Genomic DNA, 17,136 nt, shown 5'->3' with positions numbered 1-17,136 from the left:
GTATCGTTCATGTCCGCACCTGATCTGTCGCTGCTTGGCAAACGTCGTTTCGCGCCTTTGTTCGTCGTCCAGTTCCTGGGGGCGTTCAACGACAATCTGCTGAAATTCGCGCTGCTGTTCCTCGCCAATTTCGTCCTGTTCCGCGCCGAGCCGGACAAGGCGGGACTGCTGGCGACGATCGCGACGGGCCTGTTCATCCTGCCCTATTTCCTTTTCTCGGCGCTGGCGGGACAAATTGCCGACGCCTGGGACAAGGCGAAGCTGGTGCGCGCGGTAAAGGCGGCCGAAATTATCATCATGACGACGGCGCTGCTCGGCTTCTGGCTGGAATCGGTGCCGCTGCTGCTCGCCTGCCTCTTTTTCATGGGGTTGCATTCGACCATCTTCGGCCCGGTCAAATTCTCGATCCTGCCACAGCATCTCCACCCTCAGGAGATGATGGGCGGCACCGGCCTGATCGAGGCCGGCACCTTCCTCGCGATCCTCAGCGGCCAGCTGCTCGCGGGTGTGATCGATGCGCAGACCGCCGGCCTTGTCGCCGTCGGCATCGCGTTGCTCGGTTTCCTGACCAGCCTTGCCGTCCCGTCGGCCCCGCCGGTGGCGCAGGGGCTGCGCATCGACCCCAATATCTTCCGCAGCACATGGCAGATATTGAAGGCCGCCCGCCATGGCCGGGGCGTCTGGCTATCCATATTGGGGATCAGCTGGTTCTTCGCCGTGGGCGCTGTCCTTCTCGCCCAGTTCGCGCCGCTGGTGAGCGGCGTGCTGCAGGCAAAACAGGAAGTCGCGACCCTGTTTTTGCTGGTCTTTTCGCTTAGCGTCGCGCTGGGATCGCTTCTGGTCAACCGTCTGCTCGGCGGCGAAGTCTCCGCCCGCTTCGTGCCGATCTCGGCGTTGGCGCTGGCTGGCTTCATGGTCGACCTCTGGCTCTCCACCAGCGCCTATGTCCCCGTGACCACCGACGCGAACATTGCCGCCTTCGTCGACACGCCCGGAAGCTGGCGCATACTTTTTGACCTGTTCGGCATCGCCTTTGCCGGCGGCATGTTCATCGTGCCGCTCTACGCGATCCTTCAGACGCACGCCCCGCGCGAGGAACGCTCACGCACTATCGCCGCCAACAATATCCTGAATGCCGCCGTCAGTGTCGCCGTCGTTCTGGTCGTCACGCTGATGCTGGCGCGCGGCGAAAGCGTCCCCGGCGTGATCGGCGCGATGGGCTTTGCGACGCTGACGATCGCGCTTATCTCCTGCTGGCTGCTGCCCGAAACCGTCATCAAGGCGATCGTGCGCGGCACATTGCGCCTGCTCTACCGGATCGAGCTGTCGGGCGAAGAAAATATGCCCCGCGCCGGCACGCCCGCCGTGGTCGTGGTCAATCATGTCTCCTTCCTCGACGGGCTGCTGCTCGCCGCCTTCCTGCCGGGCAAGCCGACCTTCGCGGTCCATACCCGGATCGCGCAGGCCTGGTGGGTGAAGCCCTTCCTGCCCCTGTTCGACGCCTTTCCGGTCGACCCGACCAACCCGATGGCGGCCAAGGCGATGGTGAAGGCCGTGCGCGAAGGACGGACTCTGGTCATCTTCCCCGAAGGCCGCATCACCGTCACCGGCGCACTGATGAAGATATTCGACGGTCCCGGCATGGTCGCCGACAAGGCCGACGCGCCGATCATCCCCGTCCGCATCGACCGCGCGCAATATACGCCCTTCTCCCGCCTGCGCGGCAAAGTGCGGCTGCGCAGCTTCCCGAAGATCAGGCTGACCGTGCTGCCGCCCCGCCGCTTCAGCATCGAGGGCGAAATGACCGCCCGCGCCCGTCGCGCCATTGCCGGCCGCCGCCTCTATGATGAAATGAGCGAAATGATCTTCGCCACTTCGCGCACCGAAGAAACCTTGTTCGAGGCCCTGCTGGAAGCGCGCCACATCCATGGCGGCAAGGCACCGGTGGTGGAGGATATCAAGCGCGAGCCGATAAGCTACAACCGGCTGGTGGTCGGTAGCCTGGCGCTCGGCCGTCCCTTGGCGGCGGCGAGCCGTCAGGGGGAGGCGGTCGGCCTACTGATGCCCAATGTATCCGCCGTGGTCGCGACCTTCTTCGCGCTTCAGGCGCATGGCCGGGTGCCGGCGATGCTCAACTATACGGCCGGCCTCACCAATCTGAAGGCGGCCTGCACCGCCGCGCAGATCCGCACCATCGTCACCGCCCGCGCCTTCGTCGACCAGGCGAAGCTGGGCGACATCGTCGCCGCGCTCCAAGCCGAAGGGCTGACCATCCTCTGGCTGGAGGATATCGGCGCAGCCATCGGCACCGGCGCCAAATTGCGCGCGCTGATCGCCGGCCGCTTCGCCGGCTACAGCCACCGCCGGCTACGCATCACCCCCGACGCGCCCGCCGTCATCCTCTTCACCAGCGGATCGGAAGGCCTGCCCAAGGGCGTGGTGCTGACCCATCGCAACCTCCTGTCCAACTGTCGTCAGCTTGCCGCGCGGATCGATTTCAACAGTTCGGACATGGTGCTGAACGCGCTGCCTGTCTTCCACAGCTTCGGCCTGACCGGCGGCACGCTGCTGCCGATCCTGCATGGGGTGAAGACCCTGCTCTATCCCAGCCCGCTGCACTACCGGATCGTCCCCGCGCTCGCCTATGACAGCAATGCGACGATCCTGTTCGGCACCGACACCTTCCTGTCGGGCTATGCCCGCATGGCGCACACTTACGACTTCTATTCGCTGCGCTACATCTTCGCGGGTGCGGAGCGGGTGCGCGACGAAACGCGCAAGGCCTATGCCGACAAGTTCGGCCTGCGCATTCTGGAAGGCTATGGCGCGACCGAGGCCGGGCCGGTGATCGCGGTGAACACGCCAATGCATTTTCGCGCCGGCACCGTCGGCCGCCTGCTGCCGGGGGTCGAGGCCAGGCTGGACGACGTGCCCGGCATCACCGAAGGCGGCCGCCTGTCGATCCGCGGTCCCAACATCATGGCGGGCTATATGAAGGCCGATGCGCCGGGCGTGCTGCAACCGCCGGAGCAAGGCTGGCACGACAGCGGCGACATCGTCACCATCGACGCCGAAGGCTTCGTCACCATCCGTGGCCGCGCCAAGCGTTTCGCCAAGATCGGCGGCGAGATGGTCTCGCTGCCCGCGGTGGAGGGCTATGCCGCCGCGCTCTGGCCCGATGCGGACCATGCCGTCGTCACCCGCCCCGACGCGCGCAAGGGCGAACAACTGGTGCTGTTCACTACGCGCAAGGGGGCGAAGGCGGGCGACCTTCAGGCCTGGGGCCGCGCCAACGGCGTGACCGAACTTGCCATCCCGCGCGACATTCGCGAACTGGACGTGCTCCCGGTGCTGGGCACGGGCAAGCTCGACTATGTCGCGATGAACGCGCTGGCGGGCGTTTGAATACGTGACCCTTACCGTGATCGGTTCGCTTCGAGCGAAGTCGAGAAGCGGATAGCGCTACGCTCGCGTTTTGCTACGCTGAACTTGGCTCTGCCTCGTTTCTCGACTACGCTCGAAATGAACGGAGGTAAGTTGAATATTTGCCTTTAAAACCGGAACCGCGCCCCGAACTGGAAGCTGCGCGGCGGCCCTGCCAGGCTGTTGGGCGTGCCGAAGTTCGGATTGCCGTCGGGGTCGTTCACCGGATAGGGGATGAACCCGTCATAGCCGCCGAAATTGGCGCGGTTGAAGATGTTGAAGGCTTCGGCGATCAGCTGGATTTCCTTGCCGCCGCCCAGCGCCACCGTCTTGGTCAGGCGCAGGTCGACCTGTCGGAAATCCTTGGTTTTGCCGGTGTTTGCGATGATCTGGTTGACGCCTTCGCCTGCGCTCTGGTCGATCACCTGATAGGGCTGGCCCGATCCCCATTGCATCAGGCTCGACGCCTGTATGCCCCATGGCAGGTCGACCATGCCCGACAGCACGACGCGATGCCGTTCATTGCCCGCATTGGGTCGATAGGGCTGTTCCTCGACGCGCGGGAAATCGAAGTTGAACGAATAGCCCCGTTCCTTTGAGAAGGCCATGGTATAGGCCAGGTTCAGCGACCAGGGGCTGGATTTGCTGTAGGGCTTGTCGATGGTCAGGAAGATGCCGTCATATTTGCTCGCCCGCGCCTGTGTGAGGCCCACGACATTGCCATAGCCGGGCACCACGATCGTGTCGTAGAAACCATTGGCGTTGGGCGTCGTGCTGCGGTTGAGCGGCGTGTAGCCGACCTGATCCTTCGCCTTGATATGGGTGTAGCTGAGCGAAGTGCGCACCACGCCGATCTTCTGCCTTATGCCGACGCTGAACTGGTCGGTGCTGGGCGGGCGCGTGTCGTTGCGGATGACGCGCAACTCGCCATTGGGTGCGACGCCGGAATCGATCAACCCCTGCAATCCGTCGCGGCTGAGATAAGCGTCGTTCCACTGGATCGTCGGCTGGCCGTTGCGCGGTTGCCCGTCACGGGAAAAGAAGAAAGTCCGCACCTCATATTGGTCGAGCAGGGCTTCCTCCGCCGCATTGCGGAACAGGGTGCGGTCATAATAGCGGCCATAGCCCGCGAACAGCACGGTGCTCTGGTCGCCCTTGATGTCGTAGGACAGGCCGACGCGCGGCTGGAACGCCTTCCAATAGGGTTTCCGGTTGTTGCCGGTGGAGATGTAATCGTCGGCGCGGAAATTATTGCCCGGCTGCCCGGCCAGCTGCGTCTCCAGCGACCGCAAGGCCTCGATCGCGGCGGGCGAGGTTTCGTAACCGTTGTTCTTGGCGTTGGTTTCATAATCCCAGCGCAGGCCGAGGTTGACGGTCAGATGATCGTCCACTTCCCAGTCATCCTGCACGAACAGGCCGATCTGGGTATTCTTCGCGCGCACCGTGGGATCGCCGGCGCCCAGCCGCGCTTCGGCCGGGAAGCTGTAGTCCAGCCCCTGCGACGCGCTGATGCGATAGTTGAAGACGGGGTTGAAGTTCAGCCGGTTCGTGACCTGATAATCCTGCAAGGACAGCTTGGCCCCGACCTTGATGACATGGCTGCCGCCCAGGAAATCGACATTGGAAAAGGTCGCGGCGTCGCGGAAGGTCAGCCCCTTCTGCACCACCTTCTGCGCCGTCGATCCGCCGCCCAGCCGGATCACGCCCTCATAATCCTGCCCGACCATGTCGGGATTGAGCGGCGAGGGGGTGAATCCATAATAGAGCCAGTCCACGCTGGCCTCGTTCAGGAAATCGCCCTTGTCATGGGTCCAGCGCAGATTGCCGGTATAGACCTTGTTGCGGTTGACCGACGCGCCGTCATAGGCGAGCTGCCCGCCGAACCCGGCAATATCCTTTTCCTTGCGGATGCTGCCCGCCAGTTCGATGCGGTCGCTGTCGCTCGCCTGCCAGCTGAGCTTCGCAAAGCCCAGATCCTCGCGAAAGGGGCTGAGGAAACTGCCCTGATACTGGCCGAAACGCGCCAGATTGGCCGGGTCGGCCTGACCGATCAGGACATTCTGGGCGCGATCCTCGTCATTGCCTTCATAGGCGGCGAAGAAGAACAGTTTGTCCTTGATGATCGGCCCGCCCAGCGACGCACCATATTGCTTGCGCTTGTAGGCGGGTTCGGCAAGGTCGTTCTTCTTCTGGAAATAGTCCTTCGCGCGCAATCCGGCGTCCTGATAGAAGCCGAACGCTTCGCCATGAAAGTCATTGCCACCCGACTTGGTGATGGCGGTGATGACGGATGTGCCCGCATCCTCATATTCCGCCTTGAAATTGGAGGACAGGACGCGGAATTCCTGCACCGCTGCCTGAGGGAAGGGATTGCCCCGGCTGCTGTCCTGCCCGACCAGGCCGCCCTGCTGGACGTTGCTCTTCAGGCTCACGCCGTCGATGAAGACGTTGACCTGCGGCGCGGCCAGGCTTTCGCCATTGGGGCTTTGGCTGACGCCGCCGGATGAGAAGGTCTTGCGCGTCTCGCTGTTGCTGGAGCGCACGCCCGGCGCGAGGTCGGCGAAGTTCAGGAAGTTGCGGCTCGACTGGGGCAGATTCTCGATCTGGCGGGTGGATATGTTGGTCGCGATTTCCGACGTGCGCGTTTCGACCAGCTGCGCGGCGGTGACGACGATATTGCTGCTGGAGGAGGTCGCCGACTGGGTTTCGGAAGGGGTGGCGGCCGTTTGGATCTGCGCGTTGAGGGTCGCGACCTGCCCGACGCCGATCGTCACCTGCTGGCGGGTGGATGCGCCATCCGATGTCTTGTAATCGATTTCGTAGCTGCCCGGCTGAAGCCCGGACAAGGCGTAGCGCCCGCCTGCGCCGATTGCGGCGCGGCGGGTGGCCCCGGTCGCCAGATTGCGCGCATTGACCTCGCCGCCCGCGACGGGCTTGCCGTCGCTCGACACCGTGCCACGGATGGCCCCCGTCGTGGTCTGCGCCGCGGCTGGCGCGATCAGCGCGAAGCTGGTGCAGATGGCCGTGCCCAGCAGCCACGGTGTGGCGGCCAGATAGGCCGTTCGGAAACCCCTCATTCTATCCCCTCGGACATTTATCGGAAACATCCAACGGGTTGGGCGGGGGTTTGATCCTTTCTCCCCCGTAACGGGAGACGAATGGAGCGGTCAGGCGGATGAAACGCGATCATTGTCTATCGGCTCGCCCTCTGCGATGCACAGGCGATGATCGATCCTCGCGCCCTTCGGATGTTCCTGGCCGTGTGCCGGGCCAATTCCATCAGCGGCGGCGCCCGGCTGCTCAACATATCCCAGCCATCCGTCTCCAATGCGATCGCACAGCTGGAACAGTCGGTCGGCGCGACCCTGTTCGAACGGTCCCGCACCGGCATCAGCCTGACCGCCGAGGGCGAGATATTGCTGCGCCGCGCCGAAACGATCGACTCCGTCCTGCGCGAGGCGGAAGAGGAAATGCAGCTCGCGCGCAAGGGCGTGACCGGGCCGCTGCGGGTCGGCGGCACGCCCGGCGCGCTCGTCAGCCTGCTGCCCGACGCGGTGCGGCGGCTGGAGGATCGGGTGGGTCGCTTCACCCTGCACGTCGTCGAGCGGGCGGACCATGACCTCGCCGCCATGCTCCGCGCGGGCGAGATCGAGCTGGCCTTCGTCACCACCGGGATCGAGTCGCCGCCCGACGATCTGGAGGAAATGACCTTCTCGCGCGATCCCTTCGCGCTGATCGTGGGGCGTCGCAACGATCATCTGCCCGCCGAACTGTCGTTGCGCGACATGGGGGCGATGCGCTGGGTGCTGCCCGAAGCGAGCGGCGCCTTTCGTCGCCAGATCGACGCCCTGTTCATGGCCGCCGACGTGCCCGTGCCCCAGGATGCGATACGCTGCGATTCCCTGCTCAGCACCAAGGCGATCGTGCGCGGCAGCAGCCGTGTCACCATATTGCCGATGAAGGTCGCATCGGCCGAACTGTCGATCGGCGTGCTGCGCGCGATCAATATCCGCGAATCCGGCTTCCCTCGCAGCGTTGGCATTCGTCGCATAGCCGGCGGCCGCCTGTCCCGCCTGGGAGAGGCGCTGCTAGAGGCGCTAATCCATAGTTCCACCCTATGACGTTCCCAAAAATCATTATTTTTCTTTGGTGCAAAGACGGCGCATAAGCATCCCGACAAGAGCTTTCGGGAGAGCAGGCCGTGCGGCAACTGATCCGCAATATTTCGATCTTCGACGGGACGGGCAGCGCTCCCGCACCCGGCGCGGTGATCGTCGAGGGCGATCGCATCGCCGCCGTCCTGCATGACGAAGCCGCCATCGCCGCGGTCGAGGCCGACAGCGTGATCGACGGGCAGGGCGCCACGCTGATGCCCGGCATGGTCGACGCCCACACCCATCTCACATGGGGCAGCTCGGTCGAAAAAATCTACCACCAGTTCATCCTGCCGCCCGACGAACTGAAGGTCGCCGCCTGGCGCAACGCTCGCGTGCTGCTCGACCATGGCTATACCAGCCTCTATTCGGCTGGTGCGCTGGGCGACCAGATCGAACCCGAACTGGCCCGCGCCATCGCGGCCGGCGAAACCCCTGGCCCGCGCCTCGTCCCCTCGACGCTGGAACGCAGCCCGGAAGGGGAGGAAGGGGTCGAAACCGGCGACGTCTTCAATGGCCGTGGTCCCGACGCGATGCGCGCCTTCGTCGCTTATTGCGCGGACGAAGGCGTGAAGTCGCTGAAGCTGGTCATTTCGGGCGAAGATGCGCTCAAGCCCGGATCGTCGCAGGATATTCTCTACACCGACGCGGAAATGCAGGCGGCGGGCGAGGCGGCGAAGGCGGCGGGCCTGTGGATCGCCACCCACGCCTATACGCCACGCGCCATCGACCTGGCGCTCGAAGCCGGCGCGCGCATTCTCTATCATTGCTCCTTCGCCGACGATGCCGCGATCGATGCGATGGCGGCGAAGAAGGACGAGATTTTCTACGCCCCCGGTCCCGGCGTCTCGGTCGCTGCGCTGGAGGCCAGTCCGCCGCCGCACATCGACATGTCGTCGATGAAGGCCAGCGCCGCCGAGCGGCTGGAGCTGGAAAAGACCTTGGTGCCTAAGCTCAAGGCGCGGGGCGTGCGCATCCTGCCCGGCGGCGACTATGGCTTTCCCTTCAATCCCCATGGCCGCAACGCCCGCGACCTGGAGCATTTCGTTTGCCTTTACGGCTTCACCCCGGCCGAGGCGCTGAGCGCCGCCACCATGCTGGGCGGCCAGCTGATGGGGCAGCAGGTCGGGCAGGTGAAGCCCGGCTATCTCGCCGACCTGCTGCTGGTCGATGGCGACCCGACGCAGGATGTCCGCATCCTGCAGGATAGCAACAATATCAAGATGATCATGCTGGGGGGGCGGATGCACAAATCCCCCGTCTCCCAGCCCGTGACTGCCTGACCGGAAAGACGCTTTCATGTTCGACGTTGCGATCATCGGCTGCGGGCCGGTGGGGGCCTTTGCGGCCAATCTCCTTGGCAAATCCGGCGCCTCGGTCCTGGTGATCGAGCAGGAAGCGCACCCCTATCCGCTACCCCGCGCGGTCCATCTGGACCATGAGATGATGCGCCTGTTCCAGTCGGCCGGCGTCATCGACCGGGTCGCCCCGGACATGCGCGATACCGAAGGGCATCTGCATGTCGGCGCCGACCATGGCGTCATCCGCTATATGGGCACGGTCGGCCGTGCGCGTCCGTTCAGCTGGTCGAACGACTATTTCTTCTACCAGCCCGAGCTGGAGGATCATCTTCGCGACGGGCTCGCCGCCTATCCCAATGTGACTGTCCAACTCGGTGTCGGGTTCGAGGGGCTGGAGCAGGACGGCGACGCCGTCACCCTGCGCCTGTCGGGCGGCCGCACCGAACAGGCTCGCTATGTCATCGCCTGCGACGGCGCGCGCAGCGCGGTGCGCAAGGCGCTCGACATCCGGCTGAACGATCTCGATTTCGAGGAACCCTGGCTGGTGGTCGATGCCGAAGTCGATGGCCCGGTTCGCTTCCCCGACCTTTGGGGCGTACCCGACGTCGCCGACCTGCAGAAACTGTCGGTCATGATGTGCGATCCCAAGCGTCCGGCCACCATCGTGCCGGGGCGCGGCAATCATCGCCGCTGGGAATTCATGCTCCTGCCGGGCGAGGACGACCGGGCGATGATGGAGCCGGATGCGGTTGCCGCCCTTGTCGAACCCTACCTTTCCGGGGTTCCGCACAAGGTGGTGCGCGCGGCGACCTATCGCTTCCATGGACTGATTGCCGAGCGGTGGCGGCAGGGCGGCGTCTTTCTGGCCGGCGATGCCGCGCACCAGACGCCGCCCTTTTTCGGCCAAGGCATGTGCCATGGCCTGCGCGACGCCGCCAACCTCGTCTGGAAACTGGATCTGGTGCTGAAGGGCCGCGCGCCTGACAGCCTGCTCGACAGCTATCAGCCGGAACGCGATCCCCATGTCCGCGCCGTGATTTCCGCTGCCGTCGGCGCGGGCCGCTATATCTGCATGCTCGATCCTGAAGCCGCCGCCGAACGCGATGCGAAGATGCGCGAGGCGGCCAAAGGCGCCCAGCATGGCACCGCCGCCGACCTGATCCCCGCCATCGCCACCGGCATCGTTGCCAGCGGCACGGCGGGGGCAGGCGAACGCTTCATCCAGCCGCGCGTCGGCGACCAATTGCTTGACGACGTCACCGGCAGCGGCTGGCGCCTCTTCACCCGCAACCCGGTTGAGGGCGGCGACGTGACCGTCATCGACCTCGCGCAACTCGATGACAATGGCGCGATCGCGGGCTGGCTGGCCGATCGCGATGCCGACGCCGTGCTCGTCCGCCCCGACCATTATGTCTTCGGCACCGGCAAGGGCGGCGACCTCATCGCCCGCCGCGACGCCCTGATCGCCGGAGCCGCCCATCAGGAGATCGCCGCATGAGCCTCAGCCTCGCCCAGGCGCGCGCCATCATCGACACGGCGCTGGAAAAGGGCCGCGCCGATGCCGCCCAGCCGCTTGCCATCGCTGTGCTCGACGCTGGTGCCCACCCCGTCGCTTGCGTGCGGGAGGATGGCGCCAGCCTGTTCCGCTTCGACATCGCCAGGGCCAAGGCGACGGGTGCGCTCGGCATGGGTGCCGACACGCGCATCCTTGCCGCCCGCGCAGCCAACAACCCCGCCTTCTTTCAGAGCGTCGTCGCCGCCACCGGTGGCCGGCTCGCTCTGTCCCCCGGCGGCGTCCTGATCCGTGACATGGAAGGTGCGGTGATCGGCGCCGTCGGGATCAGCGGCGACACCGGCGACTGTGACGAAGCCTGCGCCGTTGCGGGCATCCTTGCCGCCGGTCTTTCCCATGGAGACAGCAAATGAAACTGCGCAGCATCGAACTGGGGCTGCCCCAGGCGGCAGAGGCCGCCGCCTTCCTGACCGACATCTGGGGCATGGCCCCTGCATCGATGGAGGGGAATATCCGCTATCTGCGCGGATCGGGCAGCTATCCTTATCTGGTCGCGCTGGAGGAATCCGCCGACGCCTACGTCCGTTCCACGACTTTCGTTTGCACCGCCGAACGGCTGGAGCAGCTGAAACGCAGCGTCACCGCCGGCGGCCTGCCCGCGACGCCGACCGTCTCTGCCGATCCGGGCGGTGGCCATGGCATCGTCGTCGAACTGGCAGAGGGCGAACTGCTGCGCTTTCTGGTCGACGCTGAAGAAGTTGCGCCGATCGAGGGCGCGGACCTGCCGGTCAAGCTCACCCATGTCGTCTTCAACAGCGCCGATGCCGAAGCGACCGGCCATCTGGTCGAGGATGCACTGGGCTTCCGCGTATCGGACCGGACCAAGGGCATGGTCTTCGTGCGCTGCAATGACTCGCACCACAGCACCGCCTTCGCCCGCGCCGGCTTTGCCTCGCTCAATCATGTCGCGTTCGAGATGGCGGACATGGACGCAGTGATGCGCGGCATCGGCCGGCTGCGCGACCATGGCATGGTCCCCGCCTGGGGGCCGGGCCGCCATGGTCCGGGCGCCAATATCTTCGCCTATTTCATCGCCCCCTTTGGCCCCGTCATCGAATTTTCGACCGCCGTGGAAAAGGTGCCCGACGATTATCAGGCCGGCGCGCCCGAAGACTGGACCTGGCCCGAAGGCCGGATCGACCAGTGGGGCATGTCCGACAAGGATTTCGCCGGCCTGCGCGCCGCCGAGGAGAAATTCCGCCACCGCCGCGACTGGAAAAGTCAGCCGCTGGACGTCCTGACAGAGGAAAATCACTAATGCGCTACGTCAGCTTCCGCCGCCCCGACGGCAATCCCAGCTTCGGCCGTATCGATGGCGAGACGATTATTGAGCTGGCGACCGACGCCACGCCCAGCCTCAAGGCTGCGCTGACCGACGGCAGCTTGTCGACGTTGGCAGACGGCGCCACCTTTGCCGCCGCCGATGTCGTGCTGCTGCCCGTCATTCCCGATCCCGCCAAAATCCTCTGCGTCGGCTTGAATTACGCCGAACATGTCAAGGAAACCGGCCGCGAGCAAAAGGCGCATCCGGCGATCTTCGTGCGCTATGCCGACAGCCTGGTCGCCGACGGGCAGCCGATGGTGAAGCCCGTCGTCACCGAGCGTTTCGACTATGAAGGCGAACTGGCGGTCATTATCGGCAAGCCCGCGCACAAGGTCGCGGCCGCCGACGCCTGGGATCATGTCGCCGGCTATGCCGCCTTCAACGACGGATCGGCGCGCGACTGGCAGCGCCACAATATCCAGTTCACGCCCGGCAAGACCTTCCCCGGCACCGGCGGCTTCGGCCCCGCGCTGGTGACGCCGGACGAGATCGAAGACCTTGATGCCCTGCGCGTCCAGACCCGCCTCAACGGCGAACTGCTTCAGGACCAGTCGGTCAGCGACATGATCTGGGATATCCCGACCGTGATCGAATATGTCAGCGCCTTCACTCCGCTCAGCCCCGGCGACGTCATCGCCACCGGCACGCCGGGCGGCGTCGGCGACAAGCGCACCCCGCCGCTCTACATGAAGGCCGGCGACAAGGTCGAAGTCACCATCGGCGCCATCGGCACGCTCACCAACCGCATCATCGACGAACAATAAGCCCAATCGACCCAATCATAAGAAGGGGAGGAACAACCATGCGTAAGTTCAACCAGACCATAGCGATGCTCGCGGGTGCGAGCGCCATTGCCTTTGGCGCGCCAGCCTTTGCGCAGGATAGCGCAACGCCGCAGCAGGCGGCCGAGGACGCACCGTCGTCCGACATCATCGTCACGGCCCAGCGCAAGGCGGAAAAGGTGACGGAGGTTCCCATCTCCATCACCGTCGCCAATGCCGCCCAGCTGGAGCGGCAGCAGGTCAACACCATGAACGACCTGAACCGGATCGCGCCCAGCCTCGAAATCCAGCAGGCGCCGGGCCAGAATACCGGCGGCGGCGGCTCGATCCGCGGTATCGGCACCCAGACATTCTCGGCCGGCGCGGTCGCATCGGTCGGCGTCGTCGTCGATCAGGTCAGCCAGGGCAACGCCAATATCTCCGACCTGTTCGACGTCAGCCGCATCGAAGTGTTGAAGGGGCCGCAGGGCACGCTGTTCGGCCTCACCACCTCGGCCGGCGTCATCAACATCACCACCAATGCGCCCGACCCCAACGGCTTCGCAGCCCGCGTCCGCACCGAATTGTCGGATGCCGGTACGCTCGGATCGAAGTTCGGCAATCAGGTCGTGCAGGGCATGGTCAATATCCCGCTCGCGTCCAACGCGGCGATCCGCCTGTCGGGCGTCGCCAATTTCCGCCAGGGGCCGAACCGCAACGCCAGCACTGGTGACTATAATGGCACCGATCGCTACGGCATGCGCGGCCGCCTGTTGTGGGAGCCGACCGATCGCCTGACCGTCAATGTCATCGGCGACTATACCAAGAGCCGGATCGAAAATGGCGGCGATTTCTTCACCTTCGTCAAGACCAGCGGTCCGGGCACCGCGCTGGGCGGTCTGCTGGCGGATTCGACTGGCATCACCGCTCGCCTCGCCAGCTGCGGCGTGACGCCGGGCGAAGGCAATCGCGACTATTGCAGCGACGACAGCTTTGTCGGTCATACGGAGAATTATGGCGGCTCGCTGCAGGTCGACTATGAAGCCGATCCCTTCACCATCACTTCCATCACCGCCTATCGCAAGTCGAACGAGACCGGCTATGGCGCGGCGACCAACGTGTTCCGCGGCGATCCGCTGGAATTGCAGGTCGGCAACGGCGCGACCAATCGCCGCCTCAGCCTCTTCACCCAGGAACTGCGCGTCAGCTCGCCTGCCGACCAGTTCCTCGAATATACCGCCGGTGTCTTCTATTCGAACCAGAAGCAGAGCCGCGATCCCGAAACGCTGGCCGTCTCGGTCGTGCCCTTCCCCGGCCTCGTCATCCCGATCGTGCGCAATCCCGGCGCCGATCTCGACATTCAGGATGAATCGCTGGCTGTCTTCGGCCAGGGCACTTTCCACCTGACCCCCGCACTGCGCCTGATCGCGGGCGGCCGCTACACCACCGACCGGCTGTCGATGGATCGCTACGACTATTTCACTCCGGCCGATCCGTTCAGCCGGACCGTGCTCGACGTTCAGAAATTCTCCTGGCGCCTCGGCGCGCAATATGATCTCGCCCGCAACACGATGGTCTATGCGACCGCCTCGCGCGGGTTCAAGGGCGGCCAGATCGCCATTCCCTCGGCCCCGGCCAAGCCCTTCGTCGTGCAGCCCGAAATTCCGACCGCCTATGAACTCGGCCTCAAGAGCACCTTGTTCGGCGGCTGGGTCGCGGACCTCAATCTCTTCTACAGCAAGATCAAGAATTTCCAGGCGCAGCAGTGCACGGTGGACAGCACGGCGGTCATTTCCTGCGTCCAGACCAATATCGACGGCGTGAAGTCGCGCGGTGCGGAAATCAACTTCTTCGGCAAGGTCTTTGACGGCCTGTCGCTCAACACCGGCTTCATCTACGCCAAGGCGACCTATCCGGGCGGTTTCCTCGGCACCGATGGCACCAATATCGGCGGCAGCCAGCTCGCCTATGCGCCCAAGTACAAATTCACCCTCTCGGGCGAATATGAAGTACCGGTCACGGGGCGCCTGAACGGCTTCCTGGCCGCCGACACGGTGTGGAAGTCGAAGATCCGCTATGAAGCCAACTCGAACAGCGAGACGACCTTCCGGTCGCACTGGCTGGTCGGCGGCCGCATCGGCCTGCGGACGGACGATGATCGCTACAGCGTCGCGATCTTCGGTCGCAACCTGTTCAACGTCCACGAACCCTCGCTCATGCAGAGCGACTTCCCCTACACGACCGATCAGGGCGAACAGAATATCGGCGCCATCTATGGTCCGCAGTCCTTCCGCCAGATCGGCATCAGCCTCGACGCGAAATTCTGATCCATAAAGGGCGGGGCGCCGCTGGTGACGCCCCGTCTTTTTCCCTAATTTTCCACGGCAGAGGGGACGCATGAAGCCGATCAGGGACGCCATTGCCGCATTGGGCACCGATCTCGGCCCGGACGTGCTCGGCCAGTGCCGCGCGCTGTTCGATGCCGATCAATCCGCATTGCTGTCCCAAGTTCCGGTGACGGCGGCGAATATCGCCTATGGCCCGCATGCGCGCCACCGTCTCGACCTTTACCGGCCGCAGGGTGAAGGCCTCGCGCCGATCCTTGTCTTCGTCCATGGCGGCGGTTTCCTTAAGGGCGACAAGGGCGGTGGGAGCGACTGGGCGAACGCCAATGTCGGCCGCATAGCGGCGCAGGCGGGCTTTCTGGGCGTCGTCATCAACTACCGGCTCGCGCCGGACAATGTCTGGCCCGCGGGATCGGAGGATGTCGCCTCGGTCGTCGCCTGGTTGAAATCCCACGCCGCAGAGCATGGCGGCGATCCGGATCGGATCGTGCTGATGGGCACGTCGGCGGGCGCCGTCCATGTCGCCGGCTATCTGAAACTGGCGGGAGCGAGCGACATTCGCGCCGCCATCCTGCTGTCGGGCCTCTATGGCTACACCCCCCTCGATGATCGCGACACGCTCTATTATGGCGATCCGGCGCTCTATTCCGACCGGATGCCGCTGGAAGTGGTCGCCGCCACCGACCTGCCCGTGCTGCTCGCCTGCGCGGAGTTCGATCCGCCCCGCTTTCAGGCTGAATTTCTGGGCCTGATGCAGGATCGGCTCGCCCGTCACGGCATCATGCCGCGTGCCTTCATCCATTCGGGCCATAATCATTACAGCATGGCCATGCACCTTGGCACCGCCGACCGGCGGCTCGCCGATGAAATCTGCGCCTTCGTGCGCGAAACCACCGCCTGACAATCATAATCGGAGAGACGGACATATGCTGGACCGCAGAACCCTTCTGGCTACCGGCGCTGCGCTGATGGCCGCACCCACCCCCATCTTCGCTGCTGCCGCGCGCAAGGCCACAAATCCCACCTTTCCGAAGGGCTTCCTGTGGGGCGTGGCCACCGCGCCGCACCAGATCGAGGGCAATAATATCGCCAGCGACCTCTGGTTTCTGGAAAACCAGCAGCCCACGGTGTTCACCCAGCCGTCGGGCGACGCCTGCAACAGCTTCGCGCTTTGGGAAACCGACCTGGATCTCGCCAAGGGCATGGGCCTCAACTGCTATCGCTTCGGCATCGAATGGGCACGGATCGAGCCGGAAAAGGGCCTCTTCTCCCAGGCGATGCTCGATCATTACAAGGCGGTGATCGACGGCTGCCGGTCGCGTGGCCTGACCCCCATCGTCACCTACAGCCACTTCACCGCGCCGCGCTGGTTTAGCGCGCAGGGCGGCTGGACCAACCCGGAAAGCGCCGCGCTCTTCGCCCGCTATTGCGACAAGGCGACCCGCGCGCTGGGGCAGGGGATCGACCGCGTCATCACTTTCAACGAACCCAATATCCTGCTGCTGCTGAAGCCGATGCTGCCCCCGCAGGTCTGGGACATCCAGAAACTGACGCTGGAAACGGCGGCAAAGCGGCTGGGCGTGCCCAAATTCGTCAGCGCCAACGTGGCCGGCTTCGACGATCTGCCCGCGCTGCAAACCGGCCTCGCCGCCGCGCACAAGGCGGGCAAGGCCGCGATCAAGGCGGTCCGACCCGACCTGCCGGTCGGCATTTCGCTGGCGATGATGGACGACCAGGCCGTGGGCAAGGCGTCCATCCGCGACCGGATGCGCGGCGAACTCTATGGCCAGTGGCTCGACATTGCAAAGGGCGACGATTTCATCGGCGTGCAGAATTATGAGCGGGCCCTCTGGGGCGACAAGGGTCGCCTGCCCGCGCCCAAGGGATCGACGGTCAACTGGTCGGGCACCGAAGTCTGGGCGGCGTCGCTCGCCGGCGCGGTGCGCTACGCCCATGAAGCGACCGGCGTGCCAATCCTGGTGTCCGAACACGGCGTCGGCACGGAGGATGATGCGATCCGCGCGAAATTCATTCCCGAAGCGCTCGCCGGTCTCAAATCGGCTATGGACGATGGCGTGCCGGTACTGGGCTATTGCCACTGGTCGCTGCTCGACAATTTCGAATGGATTTTCGGCTACAAGCCCAAATTCGGGCTGCACAGCGTCGATCCCGTCACCTTCGTCCGCACGCCCAAGCCGAGCGCCGCCGTCTATGGCGCCATCGCACGCCGCAACGCGCTCTAAGGGAGCAGCTGC

11 protein-coding genes are annotated in these 17,136 nt (G+C 64.9%); 10 read left to right on the top strand and 1 reads right to left on the bottom strand.

All coding sequences use genetic code 11. The features are described from left to right. Positions 1-9: 9 nt before the first annotated feature. Complete coding sequence (locus tag DM806_RS11835; protein ID WP_256869263.1) at positions 10-3,405, top strand: acyl-[ACP]--phospholipid O-acyltransferase; 3,396 nt, start codon at positions 10-12, stop codon at positions 3,403-3,405. A 146-nt stretch (positions 3,406-3,551) separates the two neighbouring features. Here the strand turns inward: DM806_RS11835 and DM806_RS11830 are convergent, their stop codons facing one another. Further along, positions 3,552-6,500, bottom strand: a complete 2,949-nt coding sequence (locus DM806_RS11830; RefSeq protein ID WP_179043399.1) for a TonB-dependent receptor — start codon at positions 6,498-6,500, stop codon at positions 3,552-3,554. 147 nt (positions 6,501-6,647) lie between these two features. Between DM806_RS11830 and DM806_RS11825 the strand changes: the two genes are divergently transcribed. The 9 genes from DM806_RS11825 (at position 6,648) to DM806_RS11785 (ending at position 17,124) form a co-directional block, all read left to right on the top strand. Then, a complete protein-coding gene (locus tag DM806_RS11825) occupies positions 6,648-7,544 on the top strand; it encodes a LysR family transcriptional regulator (RefSeq protein WP_179043398.1) in 897 nt (298 codons plus the stop codon). An 80-nt stretch (positions 7,545-7,624) separates the two neighbouring features. Continuing rightward, positions 7,625-8,860 (top strand): amidohydrolase family protein, encoded by a 1,236-nt coding sequence (locus tag DM806_RS11820; RefSeq protein WP_179043397.1) that lies wholly within the window; start codon positions 7,625-7,627, stop codon positions 8,858-8,860. A gap of 16 nt (positions 8,861-8,876) precedes the next feature. After that, entirely contained in the window at positions 8,877-10,376 is a 1,500-nt protein-coding gene (locus DM806_RS11815) for a bifunctional 3-(3-hydroxy-phenyl)propionate/3-hydroxycinnamic acid hydroxylase (protein WP_179043396.1), read from the top strand. Then, entirely contained in the window at positions 10,373-10,804 is a 432-nt protein-coding gene (locus tag DM806_RS11810) for a GlcG/HbpS family heme-binding protein (RefSeq protein WP_179043395.1), read from the top strand. The genes DM806_RS11815 and DM806_RS11810 overlap by 4 nt, the downstream gene beginning before the upstream one ends. Further along, the gene (locus tag DM806_RS11805) at positions 10,801-11,709 is read left to right on the top strand and encodes a VOC family protein (RefSeq protein WP_179043394.1); all 909 of its coding nucleotides are present in this window, start codon (positions 10,801-10,803) and stop codon (positions 11,707-11,709) included. Before DM806_RS11810 ends, DM806_RS11805 begins: the two co-directional genes overlap by 4 nt. Further along, positions 11,709-12,539, top strand: a complete 831-nt coding sequence (locus DM806_RS11800) for a fumarylacetoacetate hydrolase family protein (RefSeq protein ID WP_179043393.1) — start codon at positions 11,709-11,711, stop codon at positions 12,537-12,539. The genes DM806_RS11805 and DM806_RS11800 overlap by 1 nt, the downstream gene beginning before the upstream one ends. Before the next feature lie 38 nt (positions 12,540-12,577). Beyond that, the gene (locus tag DM806_RS11795; RefSeq protein ID WP_179043392.1) at positions 12,578-14,863 is read left to right on the top strand and encodes a TonB-dependent receptor; all 2,286 of its coding nucleotides are present in this window, start codon (positions 12,578-12,580) and stop codon (positions 14,861-14,863) included. Between the two features lie 70 nt (positions 14,864-14,933). After that, positions 14,934-15,782, top strand: a complete 849-nt coding sequence (locus tag DM806_RS11790; protein ID WP_179043391.1) for an alpha/beta hydrolase — start codon at positions 14,934-14,936, stop codon at positions 15,780-15,782. A 25-nt stretch (positions 15,783-15,807) separates the two neighbouring features. After that, positions 15,808-17,124 (top strand): family 1 glycosylhydrolase, encoded by a 1,317-nt coding sequence (locus DM806_RS11785; RefSeq protein ID WP_179043390.1) that lies wholly within the window; start codon positions 15,808-15,810, stop codon positions 17,122-17,124. Positions 17,125-17,136 lie beyond the last annotated feature (12 nt).

Source organism: Sphingobium lactosutens (assembly GCF_013393185.1).
In the GTDB taxonomy this organism is placed as follows: domain Bacteria; phylum Pseudomonadota; class Alphaproteobacteria; order Sphingomonadales; family Sphingomonadaceae; genus Sphingobium; species Sphingobium lactosutens_A.
The sequence above is the reverse complement of the archived record's forward strand: the minus strand, read 5'-3'. Positions and strand labels throughout refer to the sequence as shown.

What these genes read in the sequence shown, in the direction of transcription:
- DM806_RS11835 (WP_256869263.1), top strand. Translation starts at nt 10, where the DNA reads ATGTCCGCACCTGATCTGTCGCTGCTTGGCAAACGTCGTTTCGCGCCT.
- DM806_RS11830 (WP_179043399.1), bottom strand. Translation starts at nt 6,500, where the DNA reads ATGAGGGGTTTCCGAACGGCCTATCTGGCCGCCACACCGTGGCTGCTG.
- DM806_RS11825 (WP_179043398.1), top strand. Translation starts at nt 6,648, where the DNA reads ATGATCGATCCTCGCGCCCTTCGGATGTTCCTGGCCGTGTGCCGGGCC.
- DM806_RS11815 (WP_179043396.1), top strand. Translation starts at nt 8,877, where the DNA reads ATGTTCGACGTTGCGATCATCGGCTGCGGGCCGGTGGGGGCCTTTGCG.
- DM806_RS11810 (WP_179043395.1), top strand. Translation starts at nt 10,373, where the DNA reads ATGAGCCTCAGCCTCGCCCAGGCGCGCGCCATCATCGACACGGCGCTG.
- DM806_RS11805 (WP_179043394.1), top strand. Translation starts at nt 10,801, where the DNA reads ATGAAACTGCGCAGCATCGAACTGGGGCTGCCCCAGGCGGCAGAGGCC.
- DM806_RS11800 (WP_179043393.1), top strand. Translation starts at nt 11,709, where the DNA reads ATGCGCTACGTCAGCTTCCGCCGCCCCGACGGCAATCCCAGCTTCGGC.
- DM806_RS11795 (WP_179043392.1), top strand. Translation starts at nt 12,578, where the DNA reads ATGCGTAAGTTCAACCAGACCATAGCGATGCTCGCGGGTGCGAGCGCC.
- DM806_RS11790 (WP_179043391.1), top strand. Translation starts at nt 14,934, where the DNA reads ATGAAGCCGATCAGGGACGCCATTGCCGCATTGGGCACCGATCTCGGC.
- DM806_RS11785 (WP_179043390.1), top strand. Translation starts at nt 15,808, where the DNA reads ATGCTGGACCGCAGAACCCTTCTGGCTACCGGCGCTGCGCTGATGGCC.